18 protein-coding genes are annotated in these 22,360 nt (G+C 72.0%); 7 read left to right on the top strand and 11 right to left on the bottom strand.

All coding sequences use genetic code 11. The features are described 5' to 3' along the window. Positions 1–141 precede the first annotated feature (141 nt). A complete protein-coding gene (locus AB0M27_RS09985; RefSeq protein ID WP_365719845.1) occupies positions 142–786 on the top strand; it encodes a phosphoribosyltransferase family protein in 645 nt (214 codons plus the stop codon). 37 nt (positions 787–823) lie between these two features. On the opposite strand, the gene AB0M27_RS09980 is transcribed toward AB0M27_RS09985, so the two are convergent. Further along, a complete protein-coding gene (locus AB0M27_RS09980; RefSeq protein ID WP_365719843.1) occupies positions 824–1,672 on the bottom strand; it encodes a patatin-like phospholipase family protein in 849 nt (282 codons plus the stop codon). Between the two features lie 83 nt (positions 1,673–1,755). Continuing rightward, the gene (locus tag AB0M27_RS09975) at positions 1,756–2,913 is read right to left on the bottom strand and encodes a magnesium and cobalt transport protein CorA (RefSeq protein ID WP_365719841.1); all 1,158 of its coding nucleotides are present in this window, start codon (positions 2,911–2,913) and stop codon (positions 1,756–1,758) included. 136 nt (positions 2,914–3,049) lie between these two features. On the opposite strand from AB0M27_RS09975, the gene AB0M27_RS09970 reads away from it, so the two are divergent. From AB0M27_RS09970 to dmpI, 3 genes are all read left to right on the top strand, one after another. Then, on the top strand, positions 3,050–4,165 hold the full coding sequence (locus AB0M27_RS09970) for a winged helix DNA-binding domain-containing protein (RefSeq protein ID WP_365719839.1): 1,116 nt from the start codon (positions 3,050–3,052) through the stop codon (positions 4,163–4,165). Positions 4,166–4,239: 74 nt separating this feature from the next. Then, positions 4,240–5,106 carry a LysR family transcriptional regulator gene (locus AB0M27_RS09965; protein WP_365719837.1) on the top strand — a complete coding sequence of 289 codons (867 nt, stop codon included), beginning with the start codon at positions 4,240–4,242 and terminating at the stop codon, positions 5,104–5,106. Positions 5,107–5,199: 93 nt separating this feature from the next. Continuing rightward, positions 5,200–5,382, top strand: coding sequence for a 4-oxalocrotonate tautomerase DmpI (dmpI, locus tag AB0M27_RS09960; protein ID WP_365719835.1), 183 nt, complete (start codon positions 5,200–5,202; stop codon positions 5,380–5,382). A 134-nt stretch (positions 5,383–5,516) separates the two neighbouring features. Here the strand turns inward: dmpI and AB0M27_RS09955 are convergent, their stop codons facing one another. The 3 genes from AB0M27_RS09955 to AB0M27_RS09945 all read right to left on the bottom strand — a co-directional run bounded on the left by AB0M27_RS09955 (position 5,517) and on the right by AB0M27_RS09945 (position 10,363). Continuing rightward, positions 5,517–6,308 (bottom strand): serine protease, encoded by a 792-nt coding sequence (locus tag AB0M27_RS09955; protein ID WP_365719833.1) that lies wholly within the window; start codon positions 6,306–6,308, stop codon positions 5,517–5,519. A 237-nt stretch (positions 6,309–6,545) separates the two neighbouring features. Continuing rightward, positions 6,546–9,380 carry an AAA family ATPase gene (locus tag AB0M27_RS09950; RefSeq protein ID WP_365719831.1) on the bottom strand — a complete coding sequence of 945 codons (2,835 nt, stop codon included), beginning with the start codon at positions 9,378–9,380 and terminating at the stop codon, positions 6,546–6,548. A gap of 152 nt (positions 9,381–9,532) precedes the next feature. After that, positions 9,533–10,363 (bottom strand): helix-turn-helix transcriptional regulator, encoded by an 831-nt coding sequence (locus AB0M27_RS09945; protein ID WP_365719829.1) that lies wholly within the window; start codon positions 10,361–10,363, stop codon positions 9,533–9,535. A 231-nt stretch (positions 10,364–10,594) separates the two neighbouring features. Between AB0M27_RS09945 and AB0M27_RS09940 the strand changes: the two genes are divergently transcribed. After that, positions 10,595–12,268: an AMP-binding protein gene (locus tag AB0M27_RS09940; RefSeq protein ID WP_365719827.1), complete on the top strand. Its 1,674-nt coding sequence runs from the start codon at positions 10,595–10,597 to the stop codon at positions 12,266–12,268. Continuing rightward, entirely contained in the window at positions 12,265–13,857 is a 1,593-nt protein-coding gene (locus tag AB0M27_RS09935; RefSeq protein WP_365719825.1) for an AMP-binding protein, read from the top strand. Before AB0M27_RS09940 ends, AB0M27_RS09935 begins: the two co-directional genes overlap by 4 nt. A 223-nt stretch (positions 13,858–14,080) precedes the next feature. Here the strand turns inward: AB0M27_RS09935 and AB0M27_RS09930 are convergent, their stop codons facing one another. Next, entirely contained in the window at positions 14,081–14,908 is an 828-nt protein-coding gene (locus tag AB0M27_RS09930) for a hypothetical protein (RefSeq protein ID WP_365719823.1), read from the bottom strand. A 212-nt stretch (positions 14,909–15,120) separates the two neighbouring features. Here AB0M27_RS09930 and gcl point away from each other — a divergent pair, with 212 nt between their 5' ends. Continuing rightward, positions 15,121–16,908 (top strand): glyoxylate carboligase, encoded by a 1,788-nt coding sequence (gene gcl / locus AB0M27_RS09925; RefSeq protein ID WP_365719821.1) that lies wholly within the window; start codon positions 15,121–15,123, stop codon positions 16,906–16,908. 234 nt (positions 16,909–17,142) lie between these two features. Here gcl and AB0M27_RS09920 read toward each other — a convergent pair whose 3' ends face one another. From AB0M27_RS09920 to AB0M27_RS09900, 5 genes are all read right to left on the bottom strand, one after another. Further along, the gene (locus AB0M27_RS09920) at positions 17,143–17,376 is read right to left on the bottom strand and encodes a hypothetical protein (protein ID WP_153543919.1); all 234 of its coding nucleotides are present in this window, start codon (positions 17,374–17,376) and stop codon (positions 17,143–17,145) included. A 541-nt stretch (positions 17,377–17,917) separates the two neighbouring features. Beyond that, positions 17,918–19,396 (bottom strand): catalase, encoded by a 1,479-nt coding sequence (locus AB0M27_RS09915; RefSeq protein ID WP_365719819.1) that lies wholly within the window; start codon positions 19,394–19,396, stop codon positions 17,918–17,920. Between the two features lie 203 nt (positions 19,397–19,599). Further along, the gene (locus tag AB0M27_RS09910) at positions 19,600–20,514 is read right to left on the bottom strand and encodes a 2-hydroxy-3-oxopropionate reductase (protein WP_365719817.1); all 915 of its coding nucleotides are present in this window, start codon (positions 20,512–20,514) and stop codon (positions 19,600–19,602) included. A 42-nt stretch (positions 20,515–20,556) separates the two neighbouring features. After that, on the bottom strand, positions 20,557–21,396 hold the full coding sequence (locus AB0M27_RS09905) for a TIM barrel protein (RefSeq protein ID WP_365719815.1): 840 nt from the start codon (positions 21,394–21,396) through the stop codon (positions 20,557–20,559). Between the two features lie 149 nt (positions 21,397–21,545). After that, the gene (locus tag AB0M27_RS09900; protein WP_365719813.1) at positions 21,546–22,340 is read right to left on the bottom strand and encodes a hypothetical protein; all 795 of its coding nucleotides are present in this window, start codon (positions 22,338–22,340) and stop codon (positions 21,546–21,548) included. Between the last annotated feature and the right edge of the window lie 20 nt (positions 22,341–22,360).

The raw sequence follows: 22,360 nt of genomic DNA, 5'->3' as shown, positions 1-22,360 counted from the left end.
AGGCGGCCCGGACCTTCTTCGGCTTCAGGGAGGCATGCGGCGACTGCGTACTCAGCGCATAGAGCATCAGTTCGAATATCTCCGTAAAGGGCCGACCGGTAGCACCATGGAAGGAGAGGCACCGCGCGGAGGAGGACGGCCATGCGCTTCCGGGACCGGGCCGAAGCCGGACGGGAACTCGCCGGACTGCTGAGCGATCTGCGGGAACAGGGCGCCCTCGTCGATCCGCTCGTCCTCGCCCTGCCGCGCGGCGGCATCGCCGTCGCCGAGCCTGTCGCCCGCGCCCTGGGCGCCCAGCTCGACGTGCTCATCGTGCGCAAGATCGGCGCCCCGCACCACCAGGAGTTCGCCGTCGGCGCGCTCGTCGGGGACGACCCGCCCCTCTTCAACGCCGGCACCCTGGACCGGCTCGGCCTGACCGAGGAGTCCATGGCCCCGGCGGTGGAACGCGAGCGGCGCGAGCTGCGCCGCCGTGAGGAGCGGTATCGCGGCGGCCGGCCGGCACCGGACCCCGCGGGGCGTACGGTGATCGTCGTCGACGACGGGCTGGCCACCGGCGCCACGGCCCGCGCGGCCCTGCGGCATGTACGGCGGCGCCGGCCCGCGCACCTGGTGCTGGCCGTGCCCGTCGGCGCGCCGGACTCCGTGGACCAGCTCGCCTGCGAGGCCGACACGATCGTGTGCCCGCATCGGCCGGCCGGGTTCACCGCGGTGGGGCAGTGGTACGAGGACTTCGAGCAGTTGACGGACGCGGAGGTGCTGGCGGCGCTCGGCAGTCGCGGGTAAGCGCGCCGTCGGTAGTGAACTCGGCGGCCCGGACCGCTCAGTTCGCCGGACGCCCCCACGACAGGGTCAGCGTCCCGCCCTGGGCGCGGCCCGCCTCGGCGGCCGGGATGCGGGTGGCGGGGTCCAGGGGGTTGTCGCCGATCGCCCTCACCGACATCTCGTCGGGAGCGAGGACCACCACCTCGGCGCCCTGGGCGCGCAGTTCCTCGACCGAGCGCTCCAGCGGGTGCTCGCTGGGAATCGGCTCGGTGGCGCCGAGCGGCACGATCACCAGCACCCGGTCCGCGCCGGCGGCGAGGTCGGCGTTGGCGACGGAGCGCACCCCGCCGTCGACGTACCGGCGCTCGCCGATGGTCACCGGCGGCCACACGCCCGGCACGGCGCAGCTGGCCGCGACGGCGTCCACCAGCGACACGCCCGAGGCGCGCTCGAAGACGACCGGGTCACCGTTCTCCGCGTCCACCGCGACGATCTTCAGCGCGCGCTCCGGCCAGCCGTGCGCCGGCAGCCGCGACTCGATCACCCCGCGCCGGGCCGCCTCGGACACGGTCCGCGCCCCGAGCGCGATCCGCCCCATCGCGCTCCGGAGTTCGGCCATGGAGGCGGCGGAGCCGGTCGCGGCGCCGAGCTCCGCCACGAACTTCTCCACGTCCAACTCGGCCGTGATCTCGGCGGACTGCAGCGCGGGGTCGACCTGCCGGGCGTACAGCTCCCGAAGACTCAGCCCGCTGCCCAGCTGGGCGGCCACGGTGGACCCTGCGGAGGTCCCCACCAGCAGACCGGCCCCGCTGACGTCCTGCCCGGCCTCCGCGAGCCCCGTGAGCAGCCCGGTCATCCAGGCGATCCCGCCCACCCCACCGCCGCCCAGCACCAGTGCCTCGGTCATCCCCACTCCTCGACAGTCGACGATCAGCCGGTGATCACCCGTACAGACGCCGGTCGCGGCGCGGGCATTCCCGGCCACGGCCGCTACAGCCAGTCCCGCTTCTTGAAGACCAGGTACAGCGTCAGACACACCACGCCCATCAGCCCGATCGCGAACGGGTAGCCGAACAGCCAGTGCAGCTCCGGCATGTGGTCGAAGTTCATGCCGTAGATCGTGCCGACGAGCGTGGGGGCGAAGAGGATGGCCGCCCACGACGAGATCTTCTTGACCTCCTCGTTCTGCTCGAAGCCCGCCTCCGCCAGCGCCCGCATCTCCGCGTTCTGCTGCTGGGTGACCAGCGTGGCGTTGACCGTGAGGATCTCGGAGAGGGCCTGGCGGAAGCCGTCGACGCGTTCGCTGATGTGGGTGACGTGGTCGGCGACGTCCCGCAGATAGCGCTGGAGCTCCTCGTCGGTCTCGTACTTGGCGAATCCGGCCATCAGTCCGTGCAGCATGCCGACCAGCGGGCGGGTGGCGCGCTGGAACTCCACCATTTCGCGGGAGAGTTCGTAGATACGGCGGGAGACCTCGGGATCCCCGCGGAACACCTCGGTCTCGATCTCGTCGATGTCGTTCTGGACACCGGCGACCACCGGGGCGTAGCCGTCGACCACGGCGTCGAGGATCGCGTACAGGACCGCTTCCGGGCCGAGCTTGAGCAGGTCCGGGGTGTCCTCCATGCGGTGGCGGACCGCCGACAGGTCCGGGGCCGCGCCGTGCCGGACCGTGATGACGAAGTCCGGGCCGACGAACACGTGCAGCTCGCCGAAGTCGACCTCCTCCGGCGCGTCCAGATAGCGGGCGGCGCGCAGCACGACGAACAGCGTCTCGCCGTACCGCTCCAGCTTGGGCCGCTGGTGCGCCTCCATCGCGTCCTCGACCGCGAGCGGGTGCAGGCCGAACTCGGCGGCCAGCGAGTGCAGATCGGCCCCGGTGGGCCGGGCCAGTCCGATCCAGGCCATGCCCGAGGGCTGTTCGCGCAGCTCGCGGTAGGTCTCGGCGAGCGTGGCGGGGGTGGAGAAGCGCACCCCGTCGCGGTACAGCGCCGCCTGGACGACGCTCACCGGCTCGGCGCCGTCCGCCGCGGCGGGGGCGGGCGTCTCGGCGGCGGGGGACTGGGGCTGGGTGAGGGCGCGGCGCCAGCTGGACCTGCGCCCGTTCCCGCCGTTCCCGCCGTTCCCGCCGTTCTCTCGCTGGGACATCGGCCGCCTCGCAGGAACCCAGGGGGACAGGAGGAGCAGCATATCGGCGGGCCGCCGCGAGCGGCGCGCGCCGCGGTGCAGGGTTGGGTGAGAGTTACGGACAGAAGGTGTCCGCGATCCCGGTTAGCGTGCGGTCATGACGAAGAGCAGTGCGACGAAGGCCCCCCTCCTGGACGTCCGTGCCCTCAACCGCGCCACGCTGGAGCGCCAGCTGCTGCTGCGCCGCTCGGCTCTGTCCCCGCCGGCCGCCGTGGGGCATCTGCTCGGTCTCCAGGCGCAGAACGTCAAACCGCCGTACTACGCCCTCGCCGCCCGCCTCGACGGCTTCGCACCGGAGCGGCTGTCCGCGCCCATGGCCGACCGCGAGGTCGCCCGGATCGTCACCCTGCGCTCCACCCTGCACACCCACACCGCCGAGGACTGCCTCACCCTGCGGCCACTCGTCCAGCCGGCCCGGGACCGCGAGCTGGGCCAGTTCCGCAGCGGTCTGGCCGGCGTCGACCTGGGCCTCCTGGCCGGCCTCGCCCGCGAGCTGGTCGAGGCCGAGCCGCGGACCATGGCCCAGCTGCGGCAGGCGCTGAGCGCCCGCTGGCCGGACGCCGACCCGCGGGCCCTGGCCGTCGCCGCCCGCTGCACGCTGCCGCTGGTCCAGGTCACCCCGCGCGGGCTGTGGGGCCGCAGCGGCCAGGTCGCGCTCACCACCGCCGAACACTGGCTCGGCCGCCCGGCCGGGCCGGCCCCCGAGCCGGACGCCGTGGTCCTGCGCTATCTCGCCGCCTTCGGTCCGGCGTCCGTCAAGGACATGCAGACCTGGGCCGGGCTCACCCGCCTGAAGGACGCCTTCGAGCTGCTGCGCCCGCGGCTGCTCACCTTCCGGGACCCGAACGGAGTCGAGCTCTTCGACCTCCCCGACGCCCCGCGCCCCGAGCCGGACACCCCGGCCCCGCCCCGCTTCCTGCCGGAGTTCGACAACCTCCTGCTCTCCCACGCCGACCGCGGCCGCGTCGTACCCGCCGAGCACCGGGGCCGCCACTGGCAGGGCAACCAGGCCTACCGCACCCTCCTGGTCGACGGCTTCCTGGCGGGCCTGTGGAAGCTGGACCCGGACGCCCTGGTCGTCGAGCCCTTCGGCGAGCTCACCAGGGCCCAGCGGGACGAGGTCACCGCGGAGGGGGAGCGGATGCTGCGCGTCCTGCACCCGGAGACGCCGTACGACATCCGCTTCGGGACGGTCGTCCAGCGGGACACCTGACCCCTCTCCGGTCACCCCCTCCATAGGAGTGCCCCTCTCCGGTCCCCCATGGAATGCCCCTCTACAGTCAGCCCATGGAACTCCGACAGCTCAGCTATTTCGTCGCCGTCGCCGAGGAGTTGCACTTCGGGCGGGCCGCCGAGCGGCTGCACATCGTGCAGTCGGCGGTCAGTCAGCAGATACAGCGGCTGGAGCGGGACCTGGGCGCGGAGCTGTTCGACCGTTCGCCCCGCCGGGTGCGGCTGACCGGCGCGGGGGAGCGGCTGCTGCCCGAGGCGCGGGCGGTGCTCGCGGCGGCGGAGAAGGCGCGGGCCGCGGTGGCCGCGCCCGCCGGGCTGCGCCTGGGCACCAGCACCGGGCTCGGCGCTCATCTGGACCGGGTGCTGGCCGCGTTCGCCGAGCGGGCGCCTCAGGTGCCGGTGGAGCTGGCGTCCCTGCCGGCCGGCGAACGGCTCGCCCGGGTCGCGGCGGGCCGGCTGGACGCCGCGTTCGTGCGCTCGGTGGAACCCCCGGCCGGCGTACGGGTGGTGCCCCTGTGGCCCGATCCGCTGGTCGCCGCCCTGCCGGCCACGCATCCGCTCGCACGGCAGGACGAGATCGACCTCGCCGACCTCGCCGGGCTGCCTCTCGCCCTCACCGCGCGCCGCAACAACCCCGCGCTGGTCGACCTGGTGCTCGGCGCCTGCCAGGAGGCCGGGTTCGAGCCGGTGCCCGGGCGGGCCGGGGACACCCTGCACGACACCCTCGCCACCATCGGCGCCCGCCCCCTGTGGACGGTGGTCTTCGCCTCCCACGCGCGCGTGCTGGCCACGCCCCGGGTGGCGTACGTTCCCTTCCGCGCGCCCGGACTGGCCCTCGCCACCGGTCTCGCGGTGCCCGCCACAGGCCCCTCCCCGCATCTGGAGAAACTGCTCCTGGCCTGCGGTGATCACGAAAGCTGATCGCTGTGGTCGCGGACTGCTTCTTGGTCGCGGGGAGCGCGCCGCGATGGACTGGACCCACCGAACAGGAACACCGATCGAGGGAGTTCAGCCGTGCCGATCGTCACCATCCAGCAGGGCCCGCGCGATGTCGGGCTCAAGCGGGAGCTGGTCAAGCGGGTCACCGACGCGTTCGTCGACGCCTACCGGATCCCGGCGGAGACCGTCCAGGTGTGGATCCACGAGGTCCCGGCGGACAGCTGGGGCACGGCCGGGAAGCTCACGGCCGACAAGTAGACCCGCGTTCCACGGGGGTGAACGTGGAGAGGGGGGCGCTGCGGGCCGCTCGTGGTGGCTCGCAACGCCCCCCTGGCATCTACCTGAGGGGTGCTCAGGTGTCCCTCTTCCGGGCTACGAGTGGACCTGCGCGGTCATGAGTCGACCTGCGCGGTCACGAGGTCCGAGAAGGTGGTCAGCCGGGTGTACACACCCGGGTAACCAGCCTCCGCGCACCCCTCGCCCCAGGAAGTGATCCCTGCCAGGACGCCCCCGATGAGCAGGGGACCGCCGCTGTCGCCCTGGCAGGTGTCTACGCCGCCGGAGGAGTATCCGGCGCACACCATGTCGGACTGGACGAAGTCCGAATCGTAGGAGGTACGGCAGCTGGAATCGGACAGGACCGGGACGGTCGCGGTCCGCAGCTGGTTGGAGGTGCTGCCGTTCTCCGAGGTGGTCCCCCAGCCGAGGATCCGGGCCGTGGTGCCGGCCGCGTACACGCCCGTCTGGGAGGAGGAGACGTACGACACCGGCTTGTACGGCATCGACGTCGACAGGGTCAGCACGGCCACGTCATGGCCGCTGGTGGCCTCTGTGTAGTCCGGGTTGACCCAGATCTTGCTGACCCTGCTCACCGTGCCGTCGGTGCCTTTGAGATAGGTCCGGCCACCGACCACACGGACGTTGCCGGCCGACCAGCCGGCCATGCAGTGCGCGGCCGTCAGCACCTTCGTGGCGGACACCAGGGTGCCACCGCAGAACTGGCTGCCGGACGTGTCGGTGATCTGCATGACGAACGGGTACGCCGCCGTCGTCGTGGTCGTACCGCCGACGATCGGCTGCGGTGCGGCGCTCGCCGTGGGGGAGGCGAGCAGCGCGGTCGCCGCGACGGCGGCACCGGCCACCAGGATCGCGGCGGCCTGTCTTGCACGTCTGGGCCCGAACATGAGTCTCCTGTGAAGGTTGCCGGTGGGGGATCGCACGGGCGTGGGGGGTTGTGCACGGGGTGGGAGCGCCCCCGCTCGAACGAAGCCGAGAGCGGGGGAGGGACCGACCCCGTGTGCCCGGGCGAGCGGCACGCCCATTACGCTAGGACCCGGCACCCTTGGCTCCCAATGAGGGAACCCCCTAGGGGGTCGGGTGAGGGAAAACCCTCGGTCCGGCTCAGTTAACCGGCCGTGTTCTCACTTCGCGCGGCGAGCCGCCGCCAATCGGACGATGTCCACCCGCGACCGGATCCCCAGCTTGCGGTAGACCCGGGTCAGGGTCGCCTCCACCGTCTTGACGCTGATGAACAGCCGGGCGGCGATCTCCCGGTTGGTGGCGCCCTCCATGACCAGCGCGGCGACCTGACGCTCCATCGCGGCCAGCACGTCCAGCGCGTCCAGGGCGCCCGGCACGACGCGCGCGGGTTCCGGCTCGGGGGTGGTGAGGGAATCGTCCACCTGGCGCAGCCAGGGCAGCGCCCGGCAGCGGCGGAACATCCGGGTGGTCTCGTCGTACGCCGAGGAAGCTGTGCTTGTCTGGGCCGGGCGCTTGCCGCGCAGCCGGGCGAGCGCGAATGCGGCCCGGGCCTCCTCCAGCCCGTAGCCGAGTTTGCCGAGCCGGTCCTGAGCGGACGTCAGCTGGGCGACCGCGGCCTCCAGGTCCCCCTGGGCGGCGCGTACCAAGGCCTCGGAGCGGTCCAGGACGGCGAGGACGCTCTCCCGGCCGAGCCGCAGGGCGTGTTCCCGGCTCACGTCGATGACGTCCTGCGCCTCGGCCGGTTCACCCCTCCGGACCAGCGCCTCGGCGAGGTCGCCCTGCCAGCGGCCGCGCGCCGGGTCGGTGATGCCGAGCCCCAGCTCCAGGGTCCGCACCCGGCGCAGCGAGCGGACCGTGCCCGCTGGGTCCCCGGCGACCAGCTGGGCGTATCCGAGCGCGCCCAGGGCCCGGGACAGGTACATCTGGTCGCCGTCCTCCTCGGCGTGCTCCACCGCCTCCCGGGCGAGGGCGAGGGCCCGCTCCACGTCCCCGCCGGAGGCCTCGGCGAGCGAGGTGAGCATCCCCGAGGCGGTCTCGCCGATCCCGGAGTCCCGGGCCAGACGCAGGCTCTCGCGGGCCAGGTCCAGGGCGCGTCCGCAGTGCCCGGCGCGCAACTCGGTCTCGGCGAGGCCGCGCAGGAAGTGCACTTCGCTCTCCACCGAGCCGCGCCGGCGCACCTCGCGCAGCAGCGCGGTGACCGTCGCCCGGGCCTCGGTCAGCTGGTCGCTCATCACCAGCCAGCGGAACCGGGCGCTGGCCGCCCCGTTGTGGTGCCAGGCCACCCTGGGGTCCTGAGGCTCCTTCAGGGCGCGTGCGATGGTCCGGGGCGCCTGCGGGTGGCCCATCAGGGTCTCGGTCTGGGCCTGGAAGGCGAGGGAGAGCAGCTCGGTGCGCCGGTCCTTGCCGCGCGCGGCCAGCTCGGCGGCGTGCGCGGCGGCCTCGCGGGCCTCGGTGAAGTCGCCCTCAACGATCAGTGCCCGCCAGGCCAGCTGATAGTGCACCAGCGCCAGCAGCCGGGGGTCGTCGCCGGCGTCGGCGAGGGCCTGCGGGAAGACGGCGTCGACCTCGGCCATGGTGTGGCCGGCGGTGTCGATGACGATGATCCAGGCCCGCACCCGTTCGGCGGGCACGCTCGACCGGGACAGCACCTCGCGGGCGATGTCCCGGGCCAGGTCGATCTCGCCCGCGGTGATCGCGTCCTCGGCGGCCTGCAGCCGGCGCTCCTCCGGGCCGGGTGTGCCGTCGGCGGGGGTGTGCCGGGCGGCGAGCAGCCCGAGGTGGGCGGCGACCGAGGGCGCGCCGCGGTCCCGGGCGAGGGCGGCGGCCTCCGCGAGCCGGGCGGCGACGTCCGGGTCGGTGCCGGTGGTGGCCAGGGCCAGGTGCCGGGCCCGTTCGATCGGGTCGGAGGCGGCCGTGGACAGGGCCGCGTGCGCGGCGCGCCGCTCGTGCGCGGGCGCCTCCGCGTACAGCGCGGCCGATATCAGCGGGTGCGCGAACCGTACGGCGGGGGCCTCGGGCTCGGTGGCCAGCAGCCCGAGTTCGGCGGCCTGGGCGCACTCGGCCTCGGCGTTCTCCCGGCCGGCCGCGTGCAGCAGCGCCGGGCTGGGGCGGGCGCCGGCACTGGCCACCAGCAGGGTGCGGCGGGCCTCGACCGACAGCATGTCCAGGCGGCTGAGCACCAGCGCGCGCAGGCTGGTCGGCACCGGCAGCGGCTCGCCCGGCCGGGGTGGGGTGGGGCTGTCGGCGAGGGCGCGGCCGAGTTCGAGGGCGAACAGCGGATTGCCGCCGGAGGTGCGGTGGATCTCGCGGACGGTGGAGCGGGGCAGCCGGCCGTGGCCGCGGTGGTCGAGCAACTGGGCGACCTGGGTGCGGGAGAGCGGGCCCAGCCGGACCGCGAGGGTGCCCGGCGGGCAGGAGCGCAGATGCCGGTCGTACTCCTGGCTCTCCTGGCCCTCGGTGCGTACCGCGCAAAGCAGCTGCACCGGGGTGCCCTCGAGGCGGCGGGCGGCGAAGCCGAGCAGTTCGGCGCTGGCCGGGTCCAGCCACTGCAGGTCGTCGGCGACGACGAGGACACCGCCGTGCGCGGCCAGTGCGCGCAGCGCGGAGAGCACCGCGAGGCGCAGGGCGAGTCCGTCGCGCTGGAGGCTGGACTCGCCGCGGCCGGTGAGCGCCGACTCCAGGGCGGTTCGCTGGGCGACGGGCAGCCGGGGGGAGACGTCGTCGAGGACCAGGCCGAAGAGGTCGGCGAGGGCCAGGAAGGGAAGATGGGATTCGGACTCGGTGGCGGAGCAGCGCAGGACGGTGCGGGCGGTGGCGCCGTATTCCTCGGCCAATGCCCGCAGGACGGTGGATTTCCCTATTCCGGCGGGACCGTGGAGCAGCACGCTGCCGCCCGAGGCGAGTTGGTCACGGGCGCCGGCGAACAGGTCCTCGCGGCCGATGACCAGGTCGGGGTGGCACCTGGCAGACTCCTGGAAGTCCCGTCGCACGGTCACCGCTCCCCTCGTGTGTCGTGTCCGGGCCAAATTCTAGGCAACGATCCTTGAAATTCGGACGGAAGCTGTGGTGAGGGAAATAACAAACGGTCAAGCATAAGGAAATTCAAGGCGTCTACCCTTGAATGGATAGGTTTCCCAGCGGTCCGTCGTCACGGCAGCAGCCCCGCCCTGCGGGCCGCGGTCACCGCCTCCCCTCGGGTGTGCGCGCCCAGCTTCCGCATCGCCGAGCGCAGATAGCCCTTCACCGTCTCCGCACGCAGTCCCAGCCGTTCGGCCACGGCCGCGTTGGTCGCCCCCGCCGCCACCCAGGACAACACGTCCAGTTCGCGTGGCGCCAGGGTCACGCCGCCGGACCGTGGCGGCGCGGTCAGCAGTCCGCAGGCCGCGAGCAGTTCGGCCCGCAGGTCCGGATCGCTGATCCGCGGGGCCAGGGCCCGGAGTGCCGCATGCGCCTCGCGCACCTGTTCCCAGGCGGCACCCTGGTCGCGGCCGGCCGGCTCCGGCCGGGCCGCCGCCAGCAGCCCCCGCGCCTCGTCCCGCACCACCAGCGCCTGCTCCACGTCCCGGGCGACGGCCATGGCCGCGCCCAGCGTGCGGTCGCCGAGGGGCTGGGCCGAACGCAGCGCGCCGTAGAGCACACCGCGCACCCGGCGCCGTACCACCACCGGCACCGCGACGACCGAGCGGATGCCCTCCGCGGCCACCGGCACGTCGTACTCGTGGCTGATCTGCCGGGAACTGGAGTAGTCCGTCACCGCGCACGGCCGGGCCAGCGCCACCGCCTTGCCGCCGAGCCCGTTGCCGGAGGTCACCGCGAGCGAGCGCAGGGCGGCCGTGGTCGTGCCGCTCAGCTCGCTGATACGGATCTGCGGCCGGCCGGACTCGACCAGACCGCCGAAGGCGACCGGCAGCCCCGTGACGTGCCGCAGCCGGGCGAGCGCGCCGCCGATCTCCACCGTCCCCGCCACGTCTGCCGTCACCTCTCCGCCCCTTCTGCCGACCCCACCCCCGTTCGGGGGTAGTGAGACCTGCATCACGGATTAGACGATGCCAGAGGGCCGCCCGGCAATGGTCCGGAACAGCGGGAGTGAGCCGCGCGCCGGTGGCGAGAGCGCGAGCGTGCGAAGGCCCGAAGGGCTGAGCACGCCGCGGGCTCCGGCACCGGCTGCGAGCGCCCCGAGGTGAACGACCCACAGCGCAAGGAGTGTGTGATGACGACGGCGACCGAGGTGTTCCGCGACGCCCGGGACTTCCTGCTGGAGCACCGCGAGGACTATGCCACCGCCTACCAGGGCTTCGCCTGGCCGCGGCCCGCGCAGTTCAACTGGGCGCTGGACTGGTTCGACGCGATCGCCGCCGGCAACGACCGCACCGCGCTGCACATCGTGGAGGAGGACGGCGGCGAGACGCGGCTGTCCTTCGCCGAGATGTCCGAGCGCTCGAACCGGGTCGCGAACCATCTGCGTGCGCGGGGTGTCGCCGCCGAGGACCGGATCCTGGTCATGCTCGGCAACCAGACCGAGCTGTGGGAGACCGCGCTGGCCGCGATGAAGCTGCGCGCGGTGGTCATCCCGGCCACCCCGCTGCTCGGGCCGGCGGATCTGCGCGACCGGGTGGACCGGGGCCGGGTGCGGCATGTGATCGCGCGGGCCGAGGACACCGCGAAGTTCGCCGAGGTGCCCGGCGGTTACACGCGGATCTCGGTCGGCGGACCGCCGCCTGAGGGCTGGGAGCGGTACGAGGACGCCTACTCCGCCTCCGCCGACTTCGCGCCCGACGGCCCCACCCTGGCCGACGACCCGCTGATGCTCTACTTCACCTCCGGTACGACCGCCCGCCCCAAGCTGGTCGAGCACACCCACACCTCGTACCCGATCGGGCATCTGGCCACCATGTACTGGATCGGCCTGAAACCCGGTGACGTGCACCTGAACATCTCGTCGCCGGGCTGGGCCAAGCACGCCTGGTCCAATCTGTTCGCGCCGTGGAACGCCGAGGCGACCGTCTTCCTCTTCAACTACACCCGCTTCGACGCGGCCCGGCTGATGGCCGAGATGGACCGGGCGGGCGTGACCACCTTCTGCGCCCCGCCGACCGTGTGGCGCATGCTCATCCAGGCCGACCTGAGTCTCCTCGCCACTCCGCCCCGCGAGGTGGTGGCCGCCGGCGAGCCGCTCAACCCCGAGGTCATCGAACAGGTCAGGCGGGCCTGGGACGTGACCATCCGGGACGGCTTCGGCCAGACCGAGACCGCCGTGCAGGTCTCCAACAGCCCCGGCCAGCTGCTGAAGACCGGCTCCATGGGCCGCCCGAGCCCCGGCTACCGCGTCGAGCTCCTCGACCCGGTCTCCGGCGCGCCCGGCGCCACCGAGGGCGAGATCGCCCTGGACCTCTCCGAGCGCCCGGTCGGCCTGATGACCGGCTACCACGGCGACCCGGACCGCACGGCGGAGGCCATGGCGGGCGGCTACTACCGCACCGGGGACATCGCCGCCCGCGACGAGGAGGGCTATCTGACCTACGTCGGCCGCGCGGACGACGTCTTCAAGGCCTCCGACTACAAGATCAGCCCGTTCGAGCTGGAGAGCGCGCTGCTGGAGCACGAGGCGGTGGCCGAGGCGGCCGTCGTGGCCGCTCCGGACGAGCTGCGGCTCGCGGTGCCGAAGGCGTACGTCGTGCTCGCCGAGGGCTTCGAGCCCGGACCGGAGACCGCGAAGTTCATCTTCGAGCACTCCCACCAGGTGCTCGCCCCCTACAAGCGCATCCGCCGGCTGGAGTTCGGCGCGCTGCCCAAGACCGTCTCCGGCAAGATCCGCCGGATCGAGCTGCGCGAGGCCACGGCCCAGGGCTCGCAGAACGAGTACCGCGAGGAGGACTTCCGGTGACCGCATCGCTGTCGTACACCCACGGAACCGGTTCCACCGCCCTGCTCGGCGACACCATCGGCGCCAGCCTCGACCGGGCCGTGGCCGCCTGGCCGGACCGCGAGGCCCTGGTCGACGTGCCCTCCGGCCGGCGCTGGACGTACACCGAATTCGCCGCAGACGTCGAGGAGTTGGCTCAGGCACTGATCGCGAGCGGAATCGTCAAGGGTGACCGGGTGGGCATCTGGGCGGTCAACTGCCCGGAGTGGGTCCTGGTCCAGTACGCCACCGCCCGCATCGGCGCGATCATGGTGAACATCAACCCGGCCTACCGCACCCACGAGGTCGAGTACGTCCTCAACCAGGCCGGGATCTCCCTGCTGTTCGCCTCCCTGAGCCACAAGACCAGCGACTACCGCGCGATGGTCGAGCAGGTGCGCGGCAGGTGCCCGGAGTTGCGCGAGGTCGTCCACATAGGCGACCCGAGCTGGGAGGCACTGCTCGGGCGGGGCAGCGGTGACGCCCCGTACGAGGAACTGTCCTGCGACGACCCGATCAACATCCAGTACACCTCGGGGACCACCGGCTTCCCGAAGGGCGCCACCCTGTCCCACCACAACATCCTCAACAACGGCTACTTCGTGGGGGAGTTGATCACCTACACCGAGCAGGACAGGATCTGCATCCCGGTGCCGTTCTACCACTGTTTCGGCATGGTGATGGGCAACCTGGCGGCCACCTCGCACGGCGCCTGCATGGTCATCCCGGCCCCGTCCTTCGACCCGAAGGCCACCCTGGAGGCGGTGCAGCAGGAGCGCTGTACGTCCCTGTACGGCGTGCCGACCATGTTCATCGCCGAACTGAACCTCCCCGACTTCGCCACGTACGACCTCTCGACCCTGCGCACCGGCATCATGGCGGGCTCGCCGTGCCCGGTGGAGGTGATGAAGCGGGTCGTCGCCGAGATGCACATGGCGGAGGTCTCCATCTGCTACGGGATGACCGAGACCTCCCCGGTGTCCCTGCAGACCCGCCGGGACGACGACCTGGAGCACCGCACGGGCACCGTCGGCCGCGTGCTGCCGCACCTGGAGGTCAAGGTCGTCGACCCGGCCACCGGCGTCACCCAGCCACGTGGAGTGGCGGGGGAGTTGTGCACCCGTGGATACAGCGTGATGCTCGGCTACTGGAACGAGCCCGAGAAGACCGCCGAGGCCGTGGACGCGGGCCGCTGGATGCACACCGGGGATCTGGCGGTGATGCGCGAGGACGGGTACGTCGAGATCGTCGGCCGGATCAAGGACATGATCATCCGGGGCGGCGAGAACATCTACCCGCGCGAGATCGAGGAGTTCCTCTACGCCCACCCGAAGATCAGGGACGTCCAGGTCGTCGGGGTGCCGCACGAGACGTACGGCGAGGAGGTCCTGGCCTGTGTGATCCCGCACGACACGGCCGCCCCGCTCACCCTGGAGGAACTGCGCGCCTTCTGCCAGGGCCGGCTCGCGCACTACAAGATCCCCAGCAGGCTGCAGATCCTCGACTCCTTCCCGATGACGGTGTCCGGAAAGGTGCGCAAGGTCGAGCTGCGCGAGACGTACGGGGCGTGAGCCCGTCTCGGTACGGCCGGCTTCGTACGGGTGAACCTGCCGTCCGGGCTGTGGCGCGTGGCCGTCGCGCCGCTGGGGCTCGGCGCACCGGCGTGCTCGGTCCACGGGGTGCTGTTCGTCCGGGCGACCCTGCACGCGCGGACGGACATCACCCCGTGGGGGCCCTGGCTGCTGAACGCCTGCTGTCCGCCGCTGCCGGCCTGGGGGCCGCCGCTCGGCGCCGTCACTGCTGCGGGCGCCGCGTCCATGGCCGACCGCCCCGCGCGCCCATCGTGTTCAGCGCGTCGGCCGCGTCGTTCACCGGCTGCGGGACGCCCGCGAGGTCCAGGACGAAGAGGGGGACGCCCAGGGTGTCCGCGCGGGCCCGGGCCTCGTCGCTGTAACCCGCGAGGCAGAAGTGCACACAGTCCGCGGACTCCGTCATCGCCGTCAGCCAGAGGCACTCCACGTCCCGTGGCACCGCCGGACGCACGGTCGGGTCCACCTGGGCGAGGAGGCCGTGCGCGGCGAGCCCGATGCCGTTCGGGGGCCGCTGGTCGGCGCGGCGGATGTCCCGGTGGCCGAGCCAGCGCAGATAGTGCGCGGCGGCGGTGACGGCGTCGCGGGCGGTGCGGATGGCACGTGGCTGGAAGGCGGGGCGGTGGGCGGGGGTTTCCGGGTCGGTCACCGCGGACCGCTTGCCGCTGTCCGGGGACGCGCCGGCCCTCGCTGACGGCATGCCGGTGTCCGCCGCAGGCGTCACAGCCACCGGGAAGCGCAGGACCGTGCCGCAGGAACAGCCCAGCTCCGGGTGCGGCCACTGATTGCTGCGCCCGCAGGAGGCGCACGGCACGGAGATCCACTCGTCGTCCCAGGCCCGGTGGGCCGCCACGGCCGGTTCGGCGACGGGATCCAGCCGCGGGGCGGTGGGCGCGCCGCACGCGCACGGATACGACGGCGCGGTGTAGACGTGCTCGCGCCGGCAGGCCGGGCAGCGCACCGGCACGCTCTCGGGCATGGCCCACTCCCAGGCGTCGCGTCGGAACAGTCGCGTCGGGACAGCGGCTCCCATGGTCCTCCTCTCCCGCCCCCCTTGTCCGGCGCTTGCCCGGTCTGCGGCCTCTCTTGACGACAGTTGGCGCGCGCTTCTACATTGATTCCAGATAGTAGAAGTTAAGTTCCGTGATACGGAAAATGGTCGCGGAAGTTCGACAATCTGGAGACTGTGCTCACCGCGGGGCGCGACGGGAGTACGCATCCGAGAAGCCGAAGCAGGAGTACTCGATGGCTCGTATGACCGCTGCCCGCGCGGCAGTTGAGATCCTCAAGCGCGAGGGCGTCACCGACGCCTTCGGTGTGCCGGGCGCGGCGATCAACCCCTTCTACAAAGCCCTCAGGGAGGGCGGCGGTATCAACCACACCCTCGCCCGCCATGTGGAGGGCGCCTCGCACATGGCCGAGGGGTACACCCGCACCAAGCCGGGCAACATCGGCGTCTGCATCGGCACCTCCGGCCCGGCCGGCACCGACATGATCACCGGCCTGTACTCGGCCATCGGCGACTCCATCCCGATCCTGTGCATCACGGGTCAGGCGCCCACCAGCGTGATCCACAAGGAGGACTTCCAGGCCGTCGACATCGCCTCGATCGCCAAGCCGGTGACGAAGATGGCGGTCACCGTCCTGGAGGCCGCGCAGGTCCCCGGCGTCTTCCAGCAGGCCTTCCACCTGATGCGCTCCGGCCGTCCCGGCCCGGTCCTGATCGACCTGCCGATCGACGTCCAGCTCACCGAGATCGAGTTCGACCCGGAGACGTACGAGCCGCTGCCGGTCTACAAGCCGGCCGCGACCCGCGCCCAGATCGAGAAGGCGATCTCCTTCCTGCTCGCCTCCGAGCGGCCGGTCATCGTCGCCGGCGGCGGCATCATCGGCGCCGACGCCGCCGACCTGCTGGTGGAGTTCGCCGAGCTGACCCGGACCCCCGTCATCCCCACCCTGATGGGCTGGGGCGCGCTGGCGGACGACCACGAGCTGAACGCCGGCATGGTCGGCGTCCAGACCTCGCACCGGTACGGCAACGCCAACTTCCTGGAGTCGGACTTCGTCCTCGGCATCGGAAACCGCTGGGCCAACCGCCACACCGGCTACAAGCTCGACGTGTACCGCGGCGAGCGCAAGTTCGTCCACGTCGACATCGAGCCCACCCAGATCGGCAAGATCTTCCCGCCGGACTACGGTGTCGTCTCCGACGCCAAGGCGGCGCTGGAGCTGTTCGTCGAGGTGGCGAAGGAGCTGAAGGCGGCGGGCAGGCTCCCCGACCGCTCCGCGTGGGTGGCCTCCACCCAGGAGCGCAGGGCGACTCTGCTGCGCCGCACGCACTTCGACAACGTGCCCATGAAGCCGCAGCGCGTGTACGAGGAGATGAACAAGGCCTTCGGCCCGGACACCCGGTACGTCACCACCATCGGTCTCTCCCAGATCGCCGGCGCGCAGATGCTGCACGTCTACAAGCCGCGCCACTGGATCAACTGCGGCCAGGCCGGCCCGCTCGGCTGGACCATCCCGGCCGCGATCGGCGTCGCCAAGGCCGACCCGGACAGCCCGGTCGTCGCGCTGTCCGGCGACTACGACTTCCAGTTCCTGATCGAGGAGCTGGCGGTCGCCGCCCAGCACAGGATCCCGTACGTCCACGTCCTGGTGAACAACGCCTACCTCGGCCTGATCCGCCAGGCGCAGATCGGCCTGGACATCAACTTCCAGGTCAACCTGGAGTTCGAGAACATCAACTCGCCCGAGATCGGCGTCTACGGCGTCGACCACGTGAAGGTCGCCGAGGGCCTGGGCTGCAAGGCGATCCGGGTCACCGAGCCGGACCAGCTGGGCGCGGCGTTCGAGCAGGCGAAGAAGCTGGCCGCCGAGTACCGGGTGCCGGTCGTCGTCGAGGCGATCCTGGAGCGGATCACCAACATCTCGATGAGCCGCACCATGGACATCAGCGAGATCACCGAGTTCGAGGAGCTGGCCACCGAGCCGGGCCACGCGCCGACGTCGATCAGGCCGCTGAAGGTCTGATTCCCCCGCCACGCACACCAAGGGCGGCCCGTCCTCCAGGACGGGCCGCCCTTTCGCGTCCCACGTGACTCCCCCGTCGCGTCCCCCGTTTCGGGGCCCGCCGCCCCCGTGCCGGCGGGCCCCTGCGCCCGTAATCTGCCCGGCCGCGGGGGCAGTTGAAGCCTGAGCCGCGGTATTCAGAGCTCGATTTGAGGGTGGCGTAACCCGCCTACGACCACTGCCGTACACCAGCCGCTACAGCTCGTGCTCCGACAGTCCCGGCCAGTCGTCGGGTCCGCCGCCCTGCCACTCGATGAGATCGCTCTCCTCCACCTCGATCCGGTCCAGATCGGCCAGCCGCAGGATCTCCACGACATCGTCCAGATGCGAGGCGATCCCCAGGGTCACCTCCCCCTCGGTGACCCGCCGGGAGCCGTCGAGCGCCGGGGAGTGGACCACGATGTGCGGGTAGTGCGTCGGATTGCCCATGGGTTCAGCGTGCTGCGCCGGCCGGCTTCTCGCACGTCGGTCGCCGCGGAGCGAGGTTTCCCTCCGTCGGGTGCCCATGCCGCCGAGGGAGAGGAGGCCGCGGAGACGGCGGTGCGGCGGTGGTGGGAGAGCCGTTCCGGCTGACAGCCGGGGGTGCGGAGAAAACGCCCCACAACGCCGAACGCTCCCTCGCCGCGGGCATGGAGCCGGCGTGGGGAGCGTTCTCGGATGATGGCCGTCCGACGGCGCGAGGCTGGGCGCGACAGGTCGTTCGCGCCGCCGGACGGAGCGGGTGGCCCTCAGGTTGGGGGCTGGGTGGGACCGTGGTGGGTGCGACGGAGCCGGGGGCCCTTCCCTCTGGTCGAGAAGGGGACTCGGTCCTTCACCACCGCACTGGCTCGCCCCCACCACGGTCCTCGCCCTGCCCGCGCCCACCGCCGTACGGCCACCCCTCAACCGGGCCGTACGGCGATGGGCGCGGGCCGCGTGCGGAAATCATGACTTTCCGTCAGATTCCGTACGCTGCTCGCGATTACTGGCCTCAGTCCTCGCGCAGGGCGCGGAACGCCTCCTCCACGCGCTTGCCGTACTCCGGGTCGGCGGCGTGGAAGTGGGCCAGGTTCTTCTCGATCACGTCGTCGCGGGAGACCTGCGACAGGCCGCCGGCGATGTTCGCGACCAGGCGGTTCTTCTCCTCCTCGGACATCAGGCGGTACAGCTCGCCCGCCTGGTGGAAGTCGTCGTCCTTGGTGTGGAGGGGGGCGACGTGGTTGCCGGTGTAGCCCGACACCGCCAGGGGGGCCGACAGGGGGCGGCCGGTCTCCACAGGGCCGTCGTAGGAGTTCGGCTCGTAGTTCTTGGCGCCGCGGCCCTGGCCGTTGACCGCCATGAAGCCGTCACGGCCGTAGTTCCGGGCGCCGCCCGGAACCGCCTTCGGGGCGTTGACGGCCAGCAGGGTGTGGTTGACGCCCAGGCGGTAGCGGTGCGCGTCCGCGTAGGCGAACAGGCGGCCCTGGAGCATCTTGTCGGGGGAGGGACCGATGCCCGGCACGAAGTTGTTCGGGGAGAACGCGGCCTGCTCGACCTCGGCGAAGACGTTGTCCGGGTTGCGGTCCAGCACCAGGCGGCCCACCCGCTGCAGCGGGTAGTCCTTGTGCGGCCACACCTTGGTCAGGTCGAACGGGTTGAAGTGGTAGTCCGCCGCCTCGGCCGCCGGCATGATCTGGACGTACAGGGTCCACGACGGGTGCACGCCCCGCTCGATGGCCTGCAGCAGGTCCGTCTGGTGGGAGTTGGGGTCCTTGCCCGCGAGCTCCGAGGCCTGCTCGCTGCTCAGGGAGCGGATGCCCTGGTTCGTCTTGAAGTGGTACTTGACGAAGAAGGCCTCGCCCTCGGCGTTCTTCCACTGGTAGGTGTGCGAGCCGTAGCCGTTCATGTGCCGGTACGACGCCGGGATGCCGCGGTCGCCCATCAGCCAGGTCACCTGGTGCGTGGCCTCGGGGGCGTGCGCCCAGAAGTCCCAGACGTTGTCCGGCTCCTGACGGCCCGTGAACGGGTCGCGCTTCTGCGAGTGGATGAAGTCGGGGAACTTGATGGGGTCCTTGATGAAGAACACCGGGGTGTTGTTGCCGACGAGGTCGTAATTGCCCTCCTCGGTGTAGAACTTCACCGCGAAGCCGCGCGGGTCACGGACGGCGTCCGCGCCGCCGAGGGAGTCGGCCACCGTCGAGAAGCGCACGAACACCTCGGTGCGCTTGCCGATCGCGCTCAGGAAGTCGGCGTGGGTGAAGCCGGTGACGTCGTCCGTCACCTCGAAGTGGCCGTACGCACCGGAGCCACGGGCGTGCACCACGCGCTCCGGGATGCGCTCGCGGTTGAAGCGCGCGAGCTTCTCCAGGAGGTGCTGGTCCTGGATCAGGAGCGGGCCGCCGACGCCGGCGGAGGCGGAGTTCTGGTTGTCTGCGACCGGGGCGCCGGACTCCGTAGTGAGTGTTCTCGCCGTGAGTACGCGCTTCGACATCGTGGACCTTCCGTGCGGTGGCAGCGGAAATCTGTTTCCGCTTTGTGGAGCCTAGAAGTCTCTGTGGAGCCTAGAAGTGGGCAATCCGATCGTCAACAGTTTGTTGAAGGCGATCTCATGCTGATTCCGGGCGGCGCCGGCGCCTGGGCGCGACAGGACAGGTGTCAGCGGCGACGCCGCCCGGAAGTCTGTGGGTCCCGGGCTCAGACCTGGGCGCCGGAGAGGCGCTCCACGGCCCGCAGCAGGGCCGAGTGGTCCAGGCCGCCGTCGCCCTGGGCGCGCAGCGAGGCGACCAGCTGGGCGACCACGGCACCGACCGGCAGGGCGGCGCCGACGTTGCGGGCGGCGTCGGTGACGATGCCCATGTCCTTGTGGTGCAGGTCGATGCGGAAGCCCGGCTTGAAGTCGCGGTTGAGGAAGTTGTCCTTCTTCCGCGTCAGCACGGTGGAGCCGGCCAGGCCGCCGTTGAGGACGTCCAGAGCGGCCGCGAGGTCCACGCCCGACTTCTCCAGGAAGACCACGGCCTCGGCGCACGCCTGGATGTTCACGGCGACGATCAGCTGGTTGGCCGCCTTCACTGTCTGGCCGGAGCCGTGCGGGCCGCACAGCACGATGGTCTTGCCCAGCGCCTCGAAGATCGGCTTGGCCTGGTCGAAGTCGGCCTGCTCACCGCCGACCATGATCGACAGCACGGCCTCGACGGCTCCGGCCTCGCCGCCGGACACCGGGGCGTCCAGCACCCGGATGCCCTTGTCCTTGGCGGCCTTCGCCAGGTCGACGGAGGTCTGCGGGGTGATCGAGGACATGTCGATCAGCAGGGCGCCCTGCCGGGCGTTCTCCAGGATGCCGTCCGGGCCGTAGGCGATGGCCTCGACCTGTGGGGACGCGGGCACCATCGTGATGACCACGTCGGCGTCGCGCACGGCCTCGGCGATCGAGGCGGCGGCGGTGCCGCCGGCGGCGGCCAGGCGGTCCAGCTTCTCCTGCTCCAGGGTGAAGCCGGTGACGTCGTAACCCGCCTTGATCAGGTTCTCGGACATGGGGGAGCCCATGATGCCGAGGCCGATCCAGGCGATCGCAGGGCGGGCCGGGCGGGAGGAATCGGTAAGGTTGCTCATGGTGCGGGTGCCTCTCTCAACTGCCTTGCAAAGTCAGGGGGTTCAGCGGGCCGCGCGCGCTTCGCGCGGGAGCCAGTCGAAGGCCTCGGCGCTCGGACGGTCGCCGGCCTTGTACTCCAGGCCGACCCAGCCGTCGTAACCGGCCTTCTTCAGCTGGCCGAGCAGCTCCTCCAGCGGGAGCGAACCCGTCCCGGGGGCGCCGCGGCCGGGGTTGTCGGCGATCTGGACGTGGCCGGTCTTCGCCGTGTACTGCTCGATCACCGACGGCAGGTCCTCGCCGTTCATGGACAGGTGGTACAGGTCCATCAGGAACCTGGCGTTCCCGAGGCCCGTCGCCCCGTTGACCTTGTCCACGACCTCGATGGCGGCGGGCGCGCTCACCAGCGGGTACAGCGGCGACTCCGGCTGGTTCAGCGTCTCGATCAGCAGGATCGCGCCGATCCGGTCGGCCGCCCGGGCCGCGAGGACGAGGTTCTCCAGGGCGAGCGCGTCCTGCTCCGCCGGGTCCCCGCCCTCGAGGCGGTTGCCGTACAGGGCGTTGAGCGCCTTGCAGCCGAGGGAGGCGGCGAAGCCGGCGGCGACGTCGATGTTGGCGCGGAACCTCTCCGACTCCGCACCGGGGATCGACAGGGCGCCGCGGTCCGGGCCCGGCAGCTGTCCGGCGTAGAAGTTCAGGCCCGTGAGCTGGACGCCCGCGTCCTCGATCGCCTTCTTCAGGGCGTCGAGCTCGGACCGCTCGGGGGTGGGGGAGTCGACCCAGGGCCACCACAGCTCGACCGCCGTGAAGCCCGCCGCGGCGGCGGCCGCGGGACGCTCCAGGAGCGGGAGTTCCGTGAAGAGGATCGACAGGTTGACGTTGAAGCGCTGGTCTGCGAATCCCACGGGGACGGCGCTCCCTTCCCTTAATTCCGTATTGCGGAAGTTGGTTTCTGCTGTATGGAAAGACTGCCTGCGAGTCGGGAGGACTGTCAAGAGAGCCCACGAAAAAGTGCCCCCGCGCGACCGCGCGGGGGCACTGTGCGAAGGCCTGGTCAGAGGGCGTCGACGCCGCTCACCTTCCAGCCGTCGGAGGTGCGGGTGAGCGTCATCCGCACCCGGTTCAGGTCCAGCCGGGGTTCCGGGACCTGGGTGCTCTCGGTGACCTGGTTGACGAACAGCAGCACGACCGCCCGGTCCGGTGTCGCCGACACGACGGAGACCGCGGGGGCGCCGCCGTCGGTGGGGGTGGCCACGGTCGCCTTCACCACCCCGTGGTACTTCGTCGCGGTCGGCGCGACCACCGTCTTCGTGGTCCTGCCGTACTGGTCGCGGAAGTGCCCGGTCAGCAGGGCACGGGCCCGGGCGAAGTCGCGGTCCAGGTGGCGGTAGTCGTACGACAGCACGGTCGGCGCCGCCTTCCGTGCGGCCGCGAGGGCCTCGCCGCGGGCCTGCTCCGCCTGCCGCCCCTCCCGGTACCGCCAGCCGAGTACGGCGGTTACGACCAGGGCCGCCACGAGGACGACGCCCAGTATCGCGATGAGCACGCGCCGTGCGACCTTGCGCGGGGGCGCGCTCTCCTCCGGCGCGCTCTCCTCCGGCTCGTTCCCGGACGACGTGGACGCGTCGCACGGCTCGGGCTCCGGCGGGTCCTCCCAGCCGTCCGCCGGGGGCTCGACCAGCAGGGTGCGCCCGGCCGGGGGCCGCTCCTCGGCCGGGTCGGCGGCCCCACGGGCGCCGCCCTCCGCGCGCTCCGGCCGCCCGGCGCGCTTGGCCGCCGCGCGGGCGGCCGCGGTCAGGGTACGGCGGGCCGGGGAGCCGCTGCCGCGGGTTCGGGTCGGGTTCGCCATGGTGTCTCTCCTCACTGATG

The organism is Streptomyces sp. NPDC052107 (assembly GCF_040680215.1).
Classification (GTDB): domain Bacteria; phylum Actinomycetota; class Actinomycetes; order Streptomycetales; family Streptomycetaceae; genus Streptomyces.
Note: the sequence above shows the minus strand (reverse complement) of the source record. Positions and strands in the feature narration are given on the sequence as shown.

Bases quoted from the DNA above. Each gene is read 5' to 3' on its own strand.
- AB0M27_RS09915 (WP_365719819.1), bottom strand. From the start codon at position 19,396: ATGTCGAAGCGCGTACTCACGGCGAGAACACTCACTACGGAGTCCGGC.
- AB0M27_RS09955 (WP_365719833.1), bottom strand. From the start codon at position 6,308: ATGTTCGGGCCCAGACGTGCAAGACAGGCCGCCGCGATCCTGGTGGCC.
- AB0M27_RS09985 (WP_365719845.1), top strand. From the start codon at position 142: ATGCGCTTCCGGGACCGGGCCGAAGCCGGACGGGAACTCGCCGGACTG.
- AB0M27_RS09900 (WP_365719813.1), bottom strand. From the start codon at position 22,340: ATGGCGAACCCGACCCGAACCCGCGGCAGCGGCTCCCCGGCCCGCCGT.
- AB0M27_RS09980 (WP_365719843.1), bottom strand. From the start codon at position 1,672: ATGACCGAGGCACTGGTGCTGGGCGGCGGTGGGGTGGGCGGGATCGCC.
- AB0M27_RS09910 (WP_365719817.1), bottom strand. From the start codon at position 20,514: ATGAGCAACCTTACCGATTCCTCCCGCCCGGCCCGCCCTGCGATCGCC.
- AB0M27_RS09970 (WP_365719839.1), top strand. From the start codon at position 3,050: ATGACGAAGAGCAGTGCGACGAAGGCCCCCCTCCTGGACGTCCGTGCC.
- AB0M27_RS09965 (WP_365719837.1), top strand. From the start codon at position 4,240: ATGGAACTCCGACAGCTCAGCTATTTCGTCGCCGTCGCCGAGGAGTTG.
- AB0M27_RS09975 (WP_365719841.1), bottom strand. From the start codon at position 2,913: ATGTCCCAGCGAGAGAACGGCGGGAACGGCGGGAACGGCGGGAACGGG.
- AB0M27_RS09920 (WP_153543919.1), bottom strand. From the start codon at position 17,376: ATGGGCAATCCGACGCACTACCCGCACATCGTGGTCCACTCCCCGGCG.
- gcl (WP_365719821.1), top strand. From the start codon at position 15,121: ATGGCTCGTATGACCGCTGCCCGCGCGGCAGTTGAGATCCTCAAGCGC.
- AB0M27_RS09930 (WP_365719823.1), bottom strand. From the start codon at position 14,908: ATGGGAGCCGCTGTCCCGACGCGACTGTTCCGACGCGACGCCTGGGAG.
- AB0M27_RS09940 (WP_365719827.1), top strand. From the start codon at position 10,595: ATGACGACGGCGACCGAGGTGTTCCGCGACGCCCGGGACTTCCTGCTG.